The organism is Enterobacter sp. D2 (assembly GCF_034427575.1).
In the GTDB taxonomy this organism is placed as follows: domain Bacteria; phylum Pseudomonadota; class Gammaproteobacteria; order Enterobacterales; family Enterobacteriaceae; genus Enterobacter; species Enterobacter cloacae_M.
Map to the genome: position 1 here is coordinate 23,463 of NZ_JAXQPP010000004.1, position 18,660 is coordinate 42,122.

Sequence of the window (18,660 nt, forward strand, 5' to 3'; positions counted from 1 at the left end):
ATGGCCGGCGCAAAAGAGATACGTAGTAAGATCGCAAGCGTCCAGAACACGCAAAAGATCACTAAAGCGATGGAGATGGTCGCCGCTTCCAAAATGCGTAAATCGCAGGATCGCATGGCGGCCAGCCGTCCTTATGCAGAAACCATGCGCAAAGTGATTGGTCACCTTGCAAACGGTAATCTGGAATATAAGCACCCTTACCTGGAAGAACGCGACGTTAAGCGCGTGGGCTACCTGGTGGTGTCGACCGACCGTGGTCTGTGTGGCGGCTTGAACATTAACCTGTTCAAAAAACTGCTGGCGGATATGAAAGCATGGTCTGAAAAAGGCGTTCAGTGCGATATCGCAATGATCGGCTCTAAAGGCGTCTCTTTCTTTAACTCCGTTGGTGGCAACATTGTCGCTCAGGTGACCGGTATGGGTGATAACCCGTCCCTGTCCGAACTGATCGGCCCGGTTAAAGTGATGTTGCAGGCCTATGATGAAGGCCGTCTGGACAGACTGTACGTTGTCAGCAACAAATTCATTAACACCATGTCTCAGGTTCCAACGCTCACTCAGATGCTGCCGTTACCGGCATCAGAAGATGACGAGCTGAAGCAAAAAGCCTGGGATTACCTGTATGAACCCGATCCGAAACCGCTGCTGGATACCCTGCTGCGTCGTTACGTTGAATCTCAGGTTTATCAGGGCGTTGTAGAAAACCTGGCCAGCGAGCAGGCCGCACGAATGGTGGCGATGAAAGCCGCGACCGATAATGGCGGCAGCCTGATTAAAGAGCTGCAGTTGGTTTACAACAAAGCTCGTCAGGCCAGCATTACTCAGGAACTCACCGAGATCGTCTCGGGGGCCGCCGCGGTTTAACCAGGTTTACGAATTACGTAGAGGATTCAAGATGGCTACTGGAAAGATTGTCCAGGTAATCGGCGCCGTGGTGGACGTCGAGTTCCCTCAGGACGCCGTACCACGCGTGTACGACGCGCTTGAGGTACAGAATGGTAACGAGAGCCTGGTGCTGGAAGTTCAGCAGCAGCTCGGCGGCGGTATCGTGCGTACCATCGCGATGGGTTCTTCCGACGGTCTGCGTCGTGGTCTGGAAGTTAAAGACCTTGAGCACCCGATTGAAGTCCCGGTAGGTAAAGCAACACTGGGTCGTATCATGAACGTATTGGGTCAGCCAATCGACATGAAAGGCGACATCGGTGAAGAAGAGCGTTGGGCTATCCACCGCGCAGCACCTTCCTACGAAGAGCTGTCCAGCTCTCAGGAACTGCTGGAAACCGGTATCAAAGTTATCGACCTGATGTGTCCGTTCGCGAAGGGCGGTAAAGTTGGTCTGTTCGGTGGTGCGGGTGTTGGTAAAACCGTAAACATGATGGAGCTGATCCGTAACATCGCGATTGAGCACTCCGGTTACTCCGTGTTTGCGGGCGTAGGTGAACGTACTCGTGAGGGTAACGACTTCTACCACGAAATGACCGACTCCAACGTTCTGGACAAAGTATCCCTGGTTTACGGCCAGATGAACGAGCCACCAGGAAACCGTCTGCGCGTTGCGCTGACCGGTCTGACGATGGCTGAGAAGTTCCGTGACGAAGGCCGTGACGTTCTGCTGTTCGTTGATAACATCTATCGTTACACCCTGGCCGGTACGGAAGTATCTGCACTGCTGGGTCGTATGCCTTCAGCGGTAGGTTATCAGCCTACGCTGGCGGAAGAGATGGGTGTTCTTCAGGAACGTATCACCTCTACCAAAACCGGTTCTATCACCTCCGTTCAGGCGGTATACGTACCTGCGGATGACTTGACTGACCCATCTCCAGCAACCACCTTTGCTCACTTAGACGCAACCGTGGTACTGAGCCGTCAGATCGCGTCTCTGGGTATCTATCCGGCCGTTGACCCGCTGGACTCCACCAGCCGTCAGCTGGATCCACTGGTTGTGGGTCAGGAACACTACGACACCGCGCGTGGCGTACAGTCCCTGCTGCAGCGTTACCAGGAACTGAAAGACATCATCGCCATCCTGGGTATGGATGAACTGTCTGAAGAAGACAAACTGGTGGTAGCACGTGCGCGTAAGATCCAGCGCTTCCTGTCCCAGCCGTTCTTCGTTGCGGAAGTATTCACCGGTTCTCCGGGTAAATACGTTTCCCTGAAAGACACCATCCGTGGCTTTAAAGGCATTATGGAAGGCGAATACGACCACCTGCCAGAGCAGGCGTTCTACATGGTTGGTTCCATCGAAGAAGCCGTGGAAAAAGCCAAAAAACTTTAACGCCTTAATCGGAGGGTGATATGGCAATGACTTACCACCTGGACGTCGTCAGCGCAGAGCAACAAATGTTCTCTGGTCTGGTCGAGAAAATCCAGGTAACGGGTAGTGAAGGTGAACTGGGTATTTTCCCGGGTCACGCACCGCTGCTCACCGCCATTAAGCCTGGTATGATCCGCATCGTTAAACAGTTCGGTCACGAAGAGTTTATCTATCTGTCCGGCGGCATTCTTGAAGTGCAGCCTGGCAGTGTGACCGTTCTGGCCGATACCGCTATCCGTGGCCAGGATCTCGACGAAGCGCGAGCCCTGGAATCGAAGCGTAAGGCTGAAGAGCACATTAACAGCTCTCATGGTGACGTGGATTACGCTCAGGCGTCTGCGGAGCTGGCCAAAGCGATCGCGAAACTGCGCGTTATCGAGTTGACCAAAAAAGCGATGTAACACCGGCTTGAAAAGCACAAAAGCCAGTCTGGATACCAGGCTGGCTTTTTTTTTCGGCCTTAATTCATGATGAAAAAGATGTAGAATTTTAAGCATCAAACGTTTTTACTTCACACTCAAACTACCGTCAGGATGCGTATGTCAAACAGTGCGATGAGCGTGGTGATCCTTGCCGCTGGCAAAGGGACCCGCATGTATTCCGATCTGCCTAAGGTGCTCCACACGCTTGCAGGAAAGCCAATGGTGCAGCATGTCATTGATGCAGCGAACGAACTGGGTGCCAGTCAGGTCCACCTGGTCTACGGCCACGGCGGCGATCTGCTTAAAAAGACGCTGAGCGATGACAGGCTCAACTGGGTGCTTCAGGCCGAACAGCTGGGCACAGGCCATGCGATGCAGCAGGCTGCGCCTTTCTTTGCAGATGACGAAGACATTTTGATGCTCTACGGCGATGTCCCGCTGATCTCCGTTGAAACCCTGACTCGCCTGCGTGAAGCCAAACCGCAGGGCGGCATCGGTTTGTTGACCGTCGTGCTGGACGATCCAAGCGGTTATGGCCGCATCACCCGTGAAAACGGCAACGTCACGGGTATTGTTGAGCACAAAGATGCCAGCGACGAACAGCGCCAGATTCAGGAGATCAACACCGGTATCCTGATTGCCAACGGCGCGGATATGAAGCGCTGGCTGTCCAGACTCGACAACAACAACGCGCAGGGTGAATACTACATCACCGACATCATTGCGATGGCGTACCACGAAGGGCGTGAAATTGCCGCCGTTCATCCGGCGCGCATCAGCGAAACGGACGGCGTGAACAACCGCCTGCAGCTTTCCCGTCTTGAGCGTATTTATCAGTCCGAGCAGGCCGAAAAACTGCTGCTTGCGGGCGTGATGCTGCGCGATCCGGCGCGTTTCGATCTGCGTGGTTCGTTATCTCACGGGCGTGACGTTGAAATTGATACGAACGTTATCCTCGAAGGTCACGTCACGCTGGGCAATCGCGTCAAAATTGGCGCCGGCTGCGTGATTAAAAACAGCGTCATCGGCGACGACTGCGAAATCAGCCCGTACAGCGTGGTGGAAGATGCCCGTCTGGATGCGGCATGCACCATCGGCCCGTTTGCGCGTCTGCGCCCGGGCGCTGAGCTGCTGGAAGGCGCTCACGTGGGTAACTTCGTGGAAATGAAAAAAGCGCGTCTGGGTAAAGGCTCGAAAGCCGGTCATCTGACCTATCTGGGCGACGCGGAAATTGGCAATAACGTGAATATTGGTGCAGGGACTATTACCTGTAACTATGACGGCGCGAATAAGTTTAAAACCATCATCGGTGACGACGTGTTTGTTGGCTCCGATACGCAGCTGGTGGCGCCTGTTACCGTGGGTAACGGGGTGACCATTGCCGCGGGAACAACCGTTACGCGCGATGTGGCCGAGAACGAGCTGGTGTTAAGCCGCGTTCCGCAGGTCAGCAAGCAGGGCTGGAAACGCCCGGAGAAGAAAAAGTAACAACAAGGCGGGTGGCGCTACGCTTACCCGCCCTACGATTGAGTAGGCCTGATAGGCGTAGCCGTCATCAGGCAAACCCGGGAGAGGAGATAAATATATATTTCCCCCCATAAGCAGTACCCATAAAAATAACCCCACTCTCTACAAGGCTCGGGGCGCCCGGAAAGGGTAAATACAGGTCAGCGACAACGCAGGCATAATGCCTAAATTCGGAATCTAAAATTATGTGTGGAATTGTTGGCGCAGTTGCGCAGCGTGATATTGCTGAAATCCTTCTCGAAGGTTTACGTCGTCTGGAATACCGTGGTTACGACTCAGCCGGTCTGGCTGTCGTCGATGCAGAAGGTCATATGACCCGTCTGCGTCGTCTCGGTAAAGTGCAGATGCTGGCCCAGGCCGCGGAAGAACATCCGCTGCACGGTGGGACCGGTATTGCTCACACCCGCTGGGCGACGCACGGCGAACCGTCTGAAGGTAACGCGCACCCGCATGTGTCTGAACACATCGTGGTCGTGCACAACGGCATTATCGAAAACCACGAACCGCTGCGCGAAGAACTGAAAGCGCGCGGCTACACCTTCGTCTCTGAAACTGACACCGAAGTGATTGCTCACCTGGTGCACTGGGAGCTGGAGCAGGGCGGCACGCTGCGTGATGCGGTTCTGCGTGCTATCCCTCAACTGCGCGGTGCGTACGGTACGGTGATCATGGATTCCCGCGATCCGTCCACATTGCTGGCAGCGCGTTCCGGTAGCCCGATGGTTATCGGTCTGGGCATGGGCGAAAACTTCATCGCTTCTGACCAGCTGGCGCTCCTGCCGGTTACCCGTCGCTTTATCTTCTTGGAAGAGGGGGATATCGCGGAAGTGACCCGTCGCAGCGTGACCGTATTCGATACCAAAGGCGAGCAGGTAAAACGCCAGGAGATCGAATCTAACCTGCAGTACGACGCGGGCGACAAAGGCGCTTACCGTCACTACATGCAGAAAGAGATTTACGAGCAGCCAAACGCCATCAAAAACACGCTGACCGGGCGCATCAGCCACGGTGAAGTGGATCTGAGCGAGCTGGGCGCAAACGCGAACGAACTGCTCGGCAAGGTCGAGCATATTCAGATCGTGGCCTGCGGCACCTCATACAACTCCGGTATGGTTTCTCGCTACTGGTTTGAATCCCTGGCGGGCGTGCCGTGCGATGTGGAAATCGCGTCTGAATTCCGCTATCGCAAATCCGCGGTGCGTCGTAACAGCCTGATGATCACCCTTTCCCAGTCTGGTGAAACGGCGGATACGCTGGCAGCGCTGCGTCTGTCTAAAGAGCTGGGTTACCTGGGCTCTCTGGCTATCTGTAACGTTCCTGGCTCATCGCTGGTGCGTGAGTCCGATCTGGCGCTGATGACCAAAGCGGGCACCGAAATCGGTGTGGCCTCTACCAAAGCGTTTACCACTCAGCTGACCGTTCTGCTGATGCTGGTGGCGAAGCTGGCGCGTCTGAAAGGTGAAGATGCGTCCGTTGAGCACGACATCGTTCACGGCCTGCAGGCGCTGCCGAGCCGTATTGAGCAGATGCTGTCTCAGGACAAACGCATCGAAGCGCTGGCGGAAGATTTCTCCGACAAACATCACGCCCTGTTCCTGGGTCGTGGCGATCAGTATCCGATTGCGCTGGAAGGCGCGCTGAAGCTGAAAGAGATCTCCTACATTCACGCTGAAGCCTATGCGGCTGGCGAGCTGAAGCACGGCCCGCTGGCGCTGATTGACGCGGATATGCCGGTCATCGTTGTGGCACCAAACAACGAACTGCTGGAAAAACTGAAGTCTAACATCGAAGAAGTGCGCGCCCGCGGCGGTGTTCTGTACGTCTTCGCCGACAAAGATGCCGGTTTTGTCAGCAACGACAACATGCATATCATCGAGATGCCGCATGTGGAAGAGGTGATTGCACCAATCTTCTACACCGTTCCGCTGCAGCTGTTGGCCTATCACGTTGCGCTGATCAAAGGTACCGACGTTGACCAGCCGCGTAACCTGGCGAAATCGGTTACCGTAGAATAATCCCTTCAGGCTCCACCTTCGGGTGGAGCTTTTTTATCCTGCCCGGCTTGTTCTTCATCAATCCTTTCTCGTTTTTAATAATGACAATTTGTCATCTTCAGCTACTTTTTTCAGTGTCACATAAAGAAAATATTTCTGAAAACGCCTTGTCATAAAAGCGTCTAACGCGATGAAAAATAAGCTTTCTTTTGCTTATTTTTAAGTGAAATTTACGTTGTCATAAAACTGTCATAATTCGTACATTTATCTGTCACCTGTTTGTCCTATTTTGCTCATCGTAGCCACTAAACAACGATTTACGAAAATCTTGCAGGAGACATTATGAAAGTTATGCGTACCACTGTCGCAACTGTTGTCGCCGCGACCTTATCTCTGAGCGCGTTCTCTGTATTTGCAGAAGCAAGCCTGACTGGCGCTGGTGCAACCTTCCCTGCGCCGGTGTATGCCAAATGGGCGGATACCTACCAGAAAGAAACCGGTAACAAGGTTAACTATCAGGGTATCGGCTCCTCCGGTGGCGTTAAACAAATTACCGCGAACACGGTTGATTTCGGCGCATCAGACGCTCCGCTGTCTGATGACAAACTGGCTCAGGAAGGCCTGTTCCAGTTCCCTACCGTGATCGGTGGCGTGGTCCTGGCCATCAACCTGCCGGGCGTGAAGTCGGGTGAGCTGGTGCTGGACGGCAAAACGCTGGGTGACATCTACCTGGGCAAAATCAAAAAATGGGATGACGAAGCGATCGCTAAACTCAACCCAGGCCTGAAGCTGCCTTCTCAGAACATCGCCGTGGTTCGCCGCGCGGATGGTTCCGGTACCTCTTTCGTGTTCACCAGCTACCTGGCAAAAGTGAACGAAGAGTGGAAATCTAAAGTCGGCTCCGGCTCTACCGTTAACTGGCCAACCGGTCTGGGCGGTAAAGGTAACGACGGTATCGCCGCGTTCGTACAGCGTCTGCCTGGCTCAATTGGTTACGTAGAGTATGCGTACGCCAAGCAGAACAATCTGTCCTACACCAAACTGGTTTCAGCCGACGGCAAACCGGTTAGCCCAACCGAAGAGAACTTTGCTAACGCCGCGAAAGGCGCTGACTGGAGCAAATCCTTCGCGCAGGATCTGACTAACCAGAAAGGCGAAGGTGCGTGGCCAATCACCTCTACCACCTTCATCCTGGTTCACAAAGAGCAGAAGAAACCTGAGCAGGGCGCCGAAGTGCTGAAGTTCTTCGACTGGGCGTACAAAAACGGCGGCAAACAGGCTAACGCTCTGGATTACGCCACCCTGCCGGACAACGTGGTTGAGCAGATTCGCGCTGCATGGAAAACCAACGTGAAAGACAGCAGCGGTAAAGCGCTGTACTAACAGGATATATTTAACGAAGATGGCGGGTGGCGCTGCGCTTACCCGCCCTACGGTTTAAGCTGTAGGCCCGGTAAGCGTTAGCGCCACCGGGCATATTCGTAAAAACGTCTCAAACAGAAGAGTAATTTATGGCTGCAACCAAGCCTGCATTTAACCCTCCGGGTAAAAAAGGTGACATGATTTTCAGCGCGCTGGTGAAACTGGCTGCGCTGATTGTGCTATTGCTGCTGGGCGGCATTATCGTGTCTCTGATTTTCTCCTCATGGCCGAGCATCCAGAAATTCGGTTTTTCCTTCCTGTGGACCAAAGAGTGGGACGCGCCGAACGACATCTACGGTGCCCTGGTGCCGATTTACGGCACGCTGGTGACCTCGTTCATCGCCCTTCTGATTGCGGTTCCGGTGAGCTTTGGTATTGCCCTGTTCCTGACGGAGCTGGCGCCGGGCTGGCTGCGACGCCCGCTGGGTATTGCCATCGAACTGCTGGCGGCTATTCCAAGTATCGTTTACGGCATGTGGGGTCTGTTCATCTTTGCTCCGCTGTTCGCAACGTATTTCCAGGAACCGGTCGGTAACGTGCTTTCCGCTATTCCGTTTGTGGGGGCCCTGTTCTCTGGCCCGGCTTTCGGTATTGGCATTCTGGCGGCAGGTGTGATCCTCGCCATCATGATTATTCCTTACATTGCGGCGGTCATGCGCGATGTCTTCGAACAAACGCCGGTGATGATGAAAGAGTCGGCCTACGGCATCGGCTGCACCACCTGGGAAGTTATCTGGCGCATTGTCCTTCCGTTCACCAAAAACGGGGTGATCGGGGGCGTGATGCTGGGTTTAGGTCGTGCGCTGGGTGAAACCATGGCGGTCACCTTTATCATCGGTAACACCTACCAGCTCGACAGCGCGTCGCTCTACATGCCGGGTAACAGTATTACCTCGGCGCTGGCGAATGAATTTGCGGAAGCGGAATCGGGGCTGCACGTGGCGGCGCTGATGGAGCTGGGTCTGATTCTGTTCGTTATCACCTTCATTGTTCTGGCGATTTCCAAGCTGATGATTATGCGCCTCGCTAAAAATGAGGGAGCACGCTAATGGCAACTCTCGAAATGCAAGCAACCGCTGAACTGGCGGAATCCCGCCGCAAAATGCAGGCCAGACGCCGCGTGAAAAACCGTATTGCCCTGTCGCTCTCTATGGCGACGATGGCATTCGGCCTGTTCTGGCTGGTCTGGATCCTTTTCTCGACGGTCGTTCGCGGGATTGACGGCATGTCACTGTCGCTGTTCACCGAAATGACGCCGCCGCCGAACACGGCGGGTGGTGGCCTGGCGAACGCCCTGGCGGGCAGCGGCCTGCTGATCCTCTGGGCGACGGTCTTCGGCACGCCGCTGGGCATCATGGCGGGCATCTACCTGGCAGAATACGGGCGTAAATCCTGGCTGGCTGAAGTGATTCGCTTCATCAACGACATTCTGCTCTCAGCCCCGTCTATCGTCGTGGGTCTGTTTGTTTACACCGTGGTGGTGGCGCAGATGGAACACTTCTCCGGCTGGGCGGGCGTCATTGCGCTGGCGCTGCTGCAGGTGCCGATTGTTATTCGTACCACCGAGAACATGCTGAAACTGGTGCCGGACAGCCTGCGTGAAGCGGCTTATGCGCTGGGTACGCCGAAATGGAAGATGATCTCTGCGATTACGCTGAAGGCGTCCGTCTCCGGGATCATGACAGGTATCCTGCTGGCGGTAGCGCGTATCGCGGGTGAAACGGCGCCGCTGCTGTTTACGTCCCTCTCCAACCAGTTCTGGAGCACGGACATGATGCAACCGATCGCCAACCTGCCGGTGACGATCTTTAAATTTGCGATGAGCCCATTCGCGGAATGGCAGCAGCTGGCCTGGGCCGGGGTGCTGATCATTACCCTTTGCGTACTGTTGCTGAACATTCTGGCGCGCGTCATTTTCGCGAAGAAGAAACACGGTTAATTTTTTACGGCGCGGCAGCTCGCGGCGCCGAATGAGGAAATGAGTCAATGAGTATGGTTGATACTGCCCCGGGTAAGATTCAGGTTCGTGATTTGAACTTCTACTACGGCAAATTCCATGCCCTGAAGAACATCAACCTGGATATCGCGAAGAACCAGGTCACGGCATTTATCGGTCCGTCAGGTTGTGGGAAGTCCACGCTGCTGCGTACCTTTAACAAAATGTATTCGCTCTATCCGGAGCAGCGCGCTGAAGGTGAAATCATCCTGGACGGTGAAAACATTCTGACCCAGGCTCAGGATATCGCCCTGCTGCGCGCCAAAGTGGGGATGGTGTTCCAGAAACCCACGCCTTTCCCGATGTCAATTTATGACAACATCGCCTTTGGCGTGCGTCTGTTTGAAAAACTCTCCCGTGCCGATATGGACGAGCGCGTGCAGTGGGCTTTGACCAAGGCCGCATTATGGAACGAAACCAAAGATAAGTTGCACCAGAGCGGTTACTCTCTCTCCGGCGGTCAGCAGCAGCGTCTGTGCATTGCGCGCGGTATTGCTATTCGCCCGGAAGTGTTGCTGCTGGATGAGCCGTGTTCAGCGCTGGACCCGATCTCAACCGGCCGTATTGAAGAGCTGATCACCGAGCTGAAGCAGGATTACACCGTGGTTATCGTGACCCATAACATGCAGCAGGCTGCACGTTGTTCCGATCACACGGCGTTTATGTACCTGGGCGAGTTGATTGAGTTCAGCGATACGGACGCGCTGTTCACCAGGCCCGCGAAGAAACAAACCGAAGATTATATTACTGGCCGCTACGGTTGATTTGCCTTAGTGCATGTGGAGAAACCATGGACAACCTCAATCTTAATAAACACATTTCCGGCCAGTTCAACGCAGAGCTGGAAAGCATTCGCACCCAGGTAATGACCATGGGCGGCATGGTCGAGCAGCAGCTTTCTGATGCGATTACTGCAATGCACAATCAGGACAGCGAGCTGGCGAAGCGCGTCATTGAAGGCGACAAAAACGTCAACATGATGGAAGTCGCTATCGACGAGGCCTGCGTGCGCATTATCGCGAAGCGTCAGCCGACGGCGAGCGACCTGCGTCTGGTGATGGCGATCATCAAAACCATCGCCGAGCTGGAACGTATTGGCGACGTTGCGGATAAAATCTGCCGCACCGCGCTGGAGAAGTTCTCTCAGCAGCACCAGCCGCTGCTGGTCAGCCTGGAGTCGCTGGGCCGCCACACCGTACAGATGCTTCATGACGTACTGGATGCCTTTGCGCGAATGGATCTTGACGAAGCGGTGCGTATCTACCGTGAAGACAAGAAGGTCGACCAGGAGTATGAAGGCATCGTGCGTCAGCTGATGACCTACATGATGGAAGATTCCCGTACGATCCCAAGCGTACTGACCGCCCTGTTCTGCGCGCGCTCCATCGAGCGTATCGGCGACCGCTGCCAGAACATTTGCGAATACATCTTTTACTTCGTGAAAGGTCAGGACTTCCGTCACGTGGGCGGCGACGAGCTGGACAAACTGCTGGCGGGTAAAGATCCGAAAGAGTGATTTTACCCTCACCCTAATCCTCTCCCACAGGGAGAGAGGACAATTCGGTTTTCTCCCTCTCCCCTGGGGAGAGGGTCGGGATGAGGGGGGAAACTCAGCGAGTAATATTCCACCCGCGTGCCTTCCACAGCGCTGGCAACTGCGCCAGATCGGTAAAGGTCGTCACGTTCGGATGATCGATCGGCTTGTTGTGCGGGTCGGCGCAGAAGTAAAACACCTCCATCCCCGCATCAATCCCTGACTGCGCGCCCGCAGACGAGTCATCCACCAGAATGCAGTTCTCTACGTTGACGTTCATTGCTTTTGCCGCATGAAACATCAGCGCCGGGTCTGGCTTCCAGCGCTGGATATCGTAGCCGCTGAACAGTTTTTCCGGGAAATGGTGCAACATCTCAAGCTTGCCCAGCGAATGCTGCATTTTGCTGACCGGGCCGTTAGAGACGACGCAGACAGGCACCGTCATCGCATCCAGCAGCGCGTTTGCGCCCGGAATGACCTCCAGCTCCGAATCAAACAGGCGTGCGACCTCGGCGCGGTACACCGGTTCCAGATCGGCTTTCGCCAGATCCACACCGTGTTCCCGGTTAATGATGTCGATGATCTCGTAGAGCTTCACGCCCTTAAAGCGTTTAAACACCTCTTCGAGCTCCAGCGTAATGCCAAATTCCTTGAACATAGTGACATACGCGCGGGAACAAATGACCTCACTGTCGACCAGCGTACCGTCGCAGTCGAAAAATACCGCTTCAATTCCGGACATGCCTTTCCCTTTTAACAAGTTTAACGTTTACGTACGGCAGTTCGCCGGGACGCAATCGTTGCCGTATAAGCAAAATCAATGAAAAAAGTATCACGTAACCGCCACTATTGTCGCATTTTGGTATAGGATAGCGACGAATTTTCCCTCCTTGTTCGGAATTGATGATGAGTCAACAACACACTACCCAGACGTCTGGTCAGGGTCTGCTTGAGCGCGTTTTTAAACTGCGCGAGCACGGCACAACGGCACGCACCGAAGTGATCGCTGGTTTCACCACCTTCCTGACGATGGTCTATATCGTTTTTGTGAACCCTCAAATTCTGGGCGTTGCTGGCATGGATACCAGCGCCGTCTTTGTAACCACCTGCCTGATTGCGGCCCTTGGCAGCATTCTGATGGGTGTGTTCGCTAACCTGCCGGTTGCGCTGGCACCGGCGATGGGCCTGAATGCGTTCTTCGCATTCGTGGTTGTTCAGGCGATGGGGCTGCCGTGGCAGGTTGGCATGGGCGCCATCTTCTGGGGCGCGGTTGGCCTGCTGCTGCTGACCATTTTCCGCGTGCGTTACTGGATGATTGCAAACATTCCCGTGAGTCTGCGCGTGGGCATCACCAGCGGTATCGGTCTGTTCATCGGGATGATGGGGCTGAAAAACGCCGGCGTTATCGTGGCGAACCCGGATACGCTGGTGAGCATCGGTCACCTGACCTCTCATAACGTGCTGCTGGGCGTGCTGGGCTTCTTTATCATCGCGATCCTGGCTTCCCGCAATATTCACGCGGCGGTGCTGGTCTCCATCGTGGTCACCACCCTGCTGGGCTGGATGCTGGGCGACGTTCACTATAACGGTATTGTCTCCGCGCCACCGAGCGTCTCTACCGTGATTGGTCATGTCGATCTGGCGGGTTCCCTGAACCTGGGCCTGGCGGGCGTGATTTTCTCCTTCATGCTGGTCAACCTGTTTGACTCCTCCGGCACGCTGATTGGCGTGACCGACAAAGCGGGCCTGGCGGATGAAAAAGGCAAATTCCCGCGCATGAAGCAGGCGCTGTTTGTGGACAGCGTCTCCTCTGTGACCGGTGCTTTTATCGGAACCTCGTCCGTTACCGCGTACATTGAATCGTCTTCCGGCGTGTCCGTGGGAGGCCGTACCGGCCTGACGGCGGTGGTCGTGGGTATTCTGTTCCTGCTGGTGATCTTCCTCTCTCCGCTGGCGGGTATGGTTCCACCGTATGCGGCAGCCGGCGCGCTGATCTATGTGGGGGTGCTGATGACCTCCAGCCTGTCTCGCGTGAAGTGGGATGATTTAACCGAAGCGGTGCCGGCGTTTATTACCGCCGTGATGATGCCGTTCAGCTTCTCGATTACCGAAGGTATCGCGCTGGGCTTTATCTCTTACTGCGTAATGAAGATCGGTACCGGCCGCTTCCGCGACCTCAGCCCATGCGTGATTGTTGTGGCGCTGCTGTTTGTGCTGAAGATTGTGTTTATTGATGCCAAATAAACAGCAAGCCCTTTTCGAAGAAAAGGGCTTTAGTGTTTGCACCCTCTCCCGTGGGAGAGGGCTGGGGTGAGGGCATCAGGCCGCAATAAGCTTACGCCTTCACCCGCTTAATATAATCCCCAAACGCCGTCAGCTGGCCAGACAGATGATCGCGCGTGCTCTGATCCACCACTTCACCCGTTTGCGGGTCGACCTTGTTCTGAATCACACCACCCATAAATTCCGGCTTGTTCATGACCATCGCATCCAGGAATACCAGGATCTGGCGTAGATGATACTGGCAGCGCGCGCCGCCAATCGCGCCCATTGAGCTGGTCTGGATCAGCACCGGCTTACCTGCCAGCGGCTGCTCAGGTAAACGGGACAGCCAGTCGATGGCATTCTTCAGACCACCCGGAACCGAATAGTTATACTCCGGCGTGACGATGACCACGCCGTCGGCCTGGCGGATCTGCTCCGCCAGCGCCTCAACGCTCTGCGGAAAACCCTCTTCCTGCTGTACGTCAGCGTCATACAGCGGAATATCGCCAATAGACGGCAGGGCGCTAATTTCCATTCCTGCCGGTGCCAGCTGTGGCAGCGTGCGGGCAACCATCCCGTTAAATGAACCTTTGCGCAGGCTTCCCAGTAACGTAACTACTTTCAACGTATCAGACATGATTACTCCTGTTTCATCATGATGACCCTGATCGGATCAGCTAAGGGTGAATGCTTTTTCTGCCGGTAAACTGGTTAAACGCATCAGGCGTGCGGCGGGCTCGTTGGCGCGCTCGGGCACATCAGGAAGGCTACGCCATCCCTGTTGGCTGTCAAATTCCCAGATTTTCATGCGTTCGATGGCGGGGGTAACCGCAATGGACCAAATGAGCACATCCTCTGCGTCGCTGAGCGCCTCTACCAGCGTGGCCTGAGTGGCGCGCAGACGTCCGGAGCCTGGAAGCAGTTGCAGCATGCTGGCGTCGTCTGAGGCGCATCCACAGTGCTTGCGAATGCTCTGGCGCAGGGTAATGAGCTGTGCTCGGGCTTCGACAGGATCGTTCTGGTTGCGTACCCACAGCTTCTCATTGCTGGAGAGCGGATAGTCTTCATGCGCATTACCGCCATGGAAGCTGCGCGTCGCGCGCTGAAGTTCCATATCCAGCCCACAATCCCCTTCGGTGGTCAGCGCGACGCCAATGATATTGCCCGCGTAGGCAATCGAAAAACGAGGGAGATCCGGGTCGGCAAAGACCGGGCGGCCTTCGGGTTGGGTAATGATGTCCGGCAGCTCGCTGGTGCCGTACAGCATAAACAGCAGTTCTGCGAGAAGCGCTCTGGACGCTAAAAACCGCGTTCTGCGGTGTTCCGGAAGAGTGAGTGCTTCACTGTGACAGGCTGAAGAAATTCTTGCCGATACGAGACGTCCTTCCGTAAGTATCCCTCTTGCAAAGTGCGTAGCCATTTTTCGCTCCTTGATAATGGTCGTAATCGGTTAAACGGTTACATGATTATCGCTTAACTTGACTCCTGTTTTAATCAGTAAATGGGAGTAAGAGAAGCCTCAGGACCGAACTTTACATTTTCTTAGGCAAAAATTGGATCGCTGGCACCGTACAGCGCCTTGATGGTTTCCCGCAGCCAGAGGATTTTCGGATTATGGCTGTTCCGTTTATGCCAGATCAGCGTGAAGGGAACGGTAAGCTTTTCAGCCTGCGCTTCGTCAATGGGAATGGGCAGTGCGATCAGCTTCCGCTGGTGGAGTTGATTGTAGTGATGACAGTAGTGCGGAGCCGTGGCGATATAGTTGTGACCGGGCTGGGCCGCCATAAACATCGACTGCTCAAAGCCCGGCACGCTCATGGCAATGTTTCTCTCCCGACCCATCTCCTTTAGCACTTCGTCCAGTGCCCAGGTGTCGCTGCGTTCCCAGAAGATGCTGATGTGCGGGTAGCGCAGGAAGGTCTCAAGATTCCATTCGTCCTGTAGCGCGGGGTGATCCTCACGCAGATACACGCACGGACGGTCGCTGAACAGGATCTCATAGTCGATGAACCACGGCATTAGCTTCAGCAATTCACGCGATCGCGGGTGCGTTTCGCGTCCGGTGAATCCCAGATCCACCTCTCCACGCGTAATGGCGTCCAGCGAGTCATAATCCCAGTGACGCATCTTCACCGTAGCCTGCGGATAGCGCTGGTTCACCTGCTCCAGCAGGGCGTTAAAGCGGATCAGCATCAACGGCGTTTCGGCGGCCAGCACGAACGTTAGCCCGCCCGGGGAATCATGGTGAAATTTATCGAGGATCTGGTTGCCGATTTGCATCCAGTCAGCCAAATCCTGCTCGAGGCTTACCGTCAGCGGGGTCGGCAGCAGCCCCAGCGGCGTTTTGACAAACAGCGGGTCGTCAAACCAGTCACGCAGCTTGGCCAGCGATTTACTCACCGCAGACGGCGTCACGTTCATCCGCTTCGCCGCTTTGGTGACGCTGCGCTCCTGCAGCAAAAGCTGCAGGCACAGCAACAGGTTAAGATCGAGACTGCTGATGGGCTTCTTCATAATGCGCCGCGGGCTGGATGACCATAAGTAAGGTGATGCACAGTATGCTACAGCCAATCAGAACCCCGATCAGCATATTCAGCGCGTTAAGCCCGATGACCGCCGCCAGCCAAATCCACAGCGACGAGCCGCAGACTTGCGCAATTCCCAGCACCGAGCTTGCCACGCCTGCCCGCAGCGAGAAAGGGCCAAGCGCCTGGCTCATCGCCACGCCAAAGCCAACCGAGAACCCGGCACAAATAAGGGTAATACCCGCCAGCATCACCGCATGCGAGCTGGTGGTTGCCAAGATCGCGCCAGCCGTGAGGAATAAAACCTGTGAGGTCAGCATCAGCGTGCGCTGGCTGAAAACATTTAGCGCAAACGGGGTGGAGAACGAGACTGCCATACTGACCATGGCGGTTAATGCCATCACCATTGAATACTCACCCCGATCGAAGCCCATGGTCTCCATCAGTAAAACCGGGGAAACGTTTACATAGGTCAGGATCACCGCCACGCTTAACGTGGTCACGGCCAGACGACTGAGGAAAAAGCGGTTAAGCAGCTTCTCGGCTGGGTGAATAGTTGCGGTATGACCGGTATTCTGCGAGCCCGGGTGGGTCTCTTTCAGCACGGCGATAGACAGGATAAACACCAGCGCGCCCATCGCCGCCATGGTCCAGAACAGGCTCTGCCACGGGAATTTCAGCATGATCAGATATCCCACGACCGGGGCCAGCACCGGGATAATGCAGGTAATACCGTTCAGCATCGAAAGCACCTTAGCGCGACGCTGGGCGCTTAAGGTATCGCGCAAAATGGCAAACGCGACGACATAGCAGCCACCGGCGCCAATGCCCTGGATAAACCGTCCGGCCAGGAACAAGGTGCTGCTTTGCGCCTGTGAGCAGAGAAGAGAGGCCAGGGCAAAAATGATGGCGCCGCTTATCGCGACGGGTTGACGGCCTGCCTTATCCGCGATCTTCCCGGCAAAGACCATAGACGACGCCATTCCCGCGAGGTAGGCCGAAAACGCGATGTGCAGCTGCGCTTCGCTGGCGCCCAGATCGCGGGCGATGTGCGGCAATCCCACCAGATACATATCAATGCCGGACGGATAAAGCAGAACTAAAGCGAAACTACAAAACAGAAAACGCGCCATAAACCCCCCATAGATGCAGGCATGCAGGATAGGGGGTGAAAAGGGATTAGGCGAGTTGCCATTTGGACAATGGTGATTTCCCTGGAGGAAATCACCATCAGCGATCGGGCCTTACTTACCGATACAGAAGCTCGAGAAAATCCGTCCCAGCAGATCGTCCGACGTAAACTCCCCGGTGATCTCGCTCAGATTCTGCTGCGCCAGACGCAGCTCTTCCGCCAGCAGTTCACCCGCCCACGCGCCGATCAGCTGCGCTTTACCCTGAACAAGGTGGTTTGCCGCCTCTTCCAGCGCCTGCAGGTGACGACGACGCGCCAGGAAGCCGCCTTCCATGCTGGTATCAAAGCCCATGCTCTGCTTGAGATGGTTACGCAGGTCGTCAACGCCTTCACCGGTACGCGCCGACAGGCGAATCAGTGAGTGACCATTCACATCGCTGATGCCCAGCGTTTCGCCGGTGACGTCCGCTTTGTTACGCACCACGGTGATGGGCAGTTTAGCCGGCAGACGGGCGATAAAGTCTGGCCAGATCTCAGCCGGGTCAACGGCGTCGGTCGTGGTGCCGTCCACCATAAACAGCACGCGGTCGGCCTGCTCGATCTCCTGCCAGGCACGTTCGATACCGATGCGCTCAACCTCGTCGCTGGCATCGCGCAGGCCGGCGGTGTCGATGATGTGCAGCGGCATGCCGTCGATATGGATATGCTCGCGCAGTACGTCGCGGGTGGTTCCGGCAATGTCGGTGACGATCGCCGCTTCACGGCCCGCCAGGGCGTTCAGCAGGCTTGATTTCCCGGCGTTAGGGCGTCCGGCAATCACCACCTTCATCCCTTCGCGCAGCAGGCTGCCCTGGCGCGCTTCGGCGCGAACGGCGTCGAGATCGGCCATCACCTGGTTGAGCTGCGCTTCGATTTTACCGTCAGAGAGGAAGTCGATCTCCTCATCCGGGAAGTCGATAGCCGCTTCCACGTAGATCCTGAGGTGAGTAAGTGCTTCCACAAGGTGATTTACGCGGGCGGAGAATGCCCCCTGCAGCGAGTTCAGGGCGGAGCGGGCCGCCTGTTCAGAACTGGCGTCGATCAGGTCTGCAATCGCTTCTGCCTGCGCCAGGTCGAGCTTGTCGTTGAGGAAGGCACGCTCGGAGAACTCGCCCGGCTTCGCAATGCGCAGGCCAGGCAGGGTCAGGATACGTTTTAACAGCAGGTCGAGGATAACCGGGCCGCCGTGGCCCTGCAGCTCCAGCACGTCTTCGCCGGTGAAAGAGTTCGGGCCGGGGAACCACAGCGCAATGCCCTGGTCCAGCGGCGTGCCGTCGGTATCTTTAAACGGCAGGTAATCAGCGTAGCGCGGCTTTGGCAGTTTACCCAGCACCGCTTCGGCCACCTCGCGCGCCTTCAGGCCGGAGATACGCAGAATGCCTACACCACCGCGTCCCGGTGGGGTTGCCTGGGCGACGATAGTGTCGTTATGGCTCATGGTTGGTCTCGTTCAATACAAATAAAAAAGGCGGTCAATCGACCGCCCT

17 protein-coding genes are annotated in these 18,660 nt (G+C 55.7%); 11 read left to right on the forward strand and 6 right to left on the reverse strand.

From position 1 onward, the window contains the following. From atpG to phoU, 10 genes are all read left to right on the forward strand, one after another. Nucleotides 1-864 (forward strand): F0F1 ATP synthase subunit gamma, encoded by an 864-nt coding sequence (atpG, locus tag SPG90_RS17700; protein ID WP_008500191.1) that lies wholly within the window; start codon nucleotides 1-3, stop codon nucleotides 862-864. A 31-nt stretch (nucleotides 865-895) separates the two neighbouring features. Then, a complete protein-coding gene (atpD, locus tag SPG90_RS17705) occupies nucleotides 896-2,278 on the forward strand; it encodes a F0F1 ATP synthase subunit beta (protein ID WP_003862362.1) in 1,383 nt (460 codons plus the stop codon). Nucleotides 2,279-2,298: 20 nt separating this feature from the next. Further along, nucleotides 2,299-2,718 carry a F0F1 ATP synthase subunit epsilon gene (locus SPG90_RS17710; protein WP_003862360.1) on the forward strand — a complete coding sequence of 140 codons (420 nt, stop codon included), beginning with the start codon at nucleotides 2,299-2,301 and terminating at the stop codon, nucleotides 2,716-2,718. 138 nt (nucleotides 2,719-2,856) lie between these two features. After that, a complete protein-coding gene (gene glmU, locus SPG90_RS17715; RefSeq protein ID WP_047173128.1) occupies nucleotides 2,857-4,227 on the forward strand; it encodes a bifunctional UDP-N-acetylglucosamine diphosphorylase/glucosamine-1-phosphate N-acetyltransferase GlmU in 1,371 nt (456 codons plus the stop codon). A gap of 224 nt (nucleotides 4,228-4,451) precedes the next feature. After that, nucleotides 4,452-6,281, forward strand: coding sequence for a glutamine--fructose-6-phosphate transaminase (isomerizing) (gene glmS / locus SPG90_RS17720; protein WP_023309792.1), 1,830 nt, complete (start codon nucleotides 4,452-4,454; stop codon nucleotides 6,279-6,281). 321 nt (nucleotides 6,282-6,602) lie between these two features. Beyond that, complete coding sequence (pstS, locus tag SPG90_RS17725; protein ID WP_008500186.1) at nucleotides 6,603-7,643, forward strand: phosphate ABC transporter substrate-binding protein PstS; 1,041 nt, start codon at nucleotides 6,603-6,605, stop codon at nucleotides 7,641-7,643. A 128-nt stretch (nucleotides 7,644-7,771) separates the two neighbouring features. Continuing rightward, nucleotides 7,772-8,731, forward strand: coding sequence for a phosphate ABC transporter permease PstC (gene pstC, locus SPG90_RS17730; RefSeq protein WP_023309793.1), 960 nt, complete (start codon nucleotides 7,772-7,774; stop codon nucleotides 8,729-8,731). Next, nucleotides 8,731-9,621 carry a phosphate ABC transporter permease PstA gene (gene pstA / locus SPG90_RS17735; RefSeq protein WP_047173129.1) on the forward strand — a complete coding sequence of 297 codons (891 nt, stop codon included), beginning with the start codon at nucleotides 8,731-8,733 and terminating at the stop codon, nucleotides 9,619-9,621. The genes pstC and pstA overlap by 1 nt, the downstream gene beginning before the upstream one ends. 47 nt (nucleotides 9,622-9,668) lie before the next feature. Beyond that, entirely contained in the window at nucleotides 9,669-10,442 is a 774-nt protein-coding gene (pstB, locus tag SPG90_RS17740; protein ID WP_010426574.1) for a phosphate ABC transporter ATP-binding protein PstB, read from the forward strand. Nucleotides 10,443-10,468: 26 nt separating this feature from the next. Beyond that, a complete protein-coding gene (gene phoU, locus SPG90_RS17745; RefSeq protein ID WP_008500182.1) occupies nucleotides 10,469-11,194 on the forward strand; it encodes a phosphate signaling complex protein PhoU in 726 nt (241 codons plus the stop codon). A 94-nt stretch (nucleotides 11,195-11,288) separates the two neighbouring features. On the opposite strand, the gene yieH is transcribed toward phoU, so the two are convergent. Beyond that, nucleotides 11,289-11,954 (reverse strand): 6-phosphogluconate phosphatase, encoded by a 666-nt coding sequence (gene yieH / locus SPG90_RS17750; RefSeq protein WP_023309796.1) that lies wholly within the window; start codon nucleotides 11,952-11,954, stop codon nucleotides 11,289-11,291. A 164-nt stretch (nucleotides 11,955-12,118) separates the two neighbouring features. Here yieH and adeP point away from each other — a divergent pair, with 164 nt between their 5' ends. Then, complete coding sequence (gene adeP / locus SPG90_RS17755) at nucleotides 12,119-13,456, forward strand: adenine permease AdeP (protein WP_023309797.1); 1,338 nt, start codon at nucleotides 12,119-12,121, stop codon at nucleotides 13,454-13,456. 91 nt (nucleotides 13,457-13,547) lie between these two features. Here adeP and SPG90_RS17760 read toward each other — a convergent pair whose 3' ends face one another. The 5 genes from SPG90_RS17760 to mnmE all read right to left on the reverse strand — a co-directional run bounded on the left by SPG90_RS17760 (nucleotide 13,548) and on the right by mnmE (nucleotide 18,611). Beyond that, entirely contained in the window at nucleotides 13,548-14,114 is a 567-nt protein-coding gene (locus SPG90_RS17760) for an NADPH-dependent FMN reductase (protein ID WP_023309798.1), read from the reverse strand. 36 nt (nucleotides 14,115-14,150) lie between these two features. Then, nucleotides 14,151-14,897 carry a phosphopantetheinyl transferase gene (locus tag SPG90_RS17765; RefSeq protein ID WP_322408258.1) on the reverse strand — a complete coding sequence of 249 codons (747 nt, stop codon included), beginning with the start codon at nucleotides 14,895-14,897 and terminating at the stop codon, nucleotides 14,151-14,153. Nucleotides 14,898-15,019: 122 nt separating this feature from the next. Further along, nucleotides 15,020-15,991 (reverse strand): HTH-type transcriptional regulator YidZ, encoded by a 972-nt coding sequence (gene yidZ, locus SPG90_RS17770; protein WP_029741480.1) that lies wholly within the window; start codon nucleotides 15,989-15,991, stop codon nucleotides 15,020-15,022. Beyond that, nucleotides 15,960-17,135 (reverse strand): MFS transporter, encoded by a 1,176-nt coding sequence (locus tag SPG90_RS17775; RefSeq protein WP_126303969.1) that lies wholly within the window; start codon nucleotides 17,133-17,135, stop codon nucleotides 15,960-15,962. Before SPG90_RS17775 ends, yidZ begins: the two co-directional genes overlap by 32 nt. Nucleotides 17,136-17,246: 111 nt before the next feature. Then, nucleotides 17,247-18,611, reverse strand: a complete 1,365-nt coding sequence (mnmE, locus tag SPG90_RS17780; protein ID WP_021242672.1) for a tRNA uridine-5-carboxymethylaminomethyl(34) synthesis GTPase MnmE — start codon at nucleotides 18,609-18,611, stop codon at nucleotides 17,247-17,249. Between the last annotated feature and the right edge of the window lie 49 nt (nucleotides 18,612-18,660).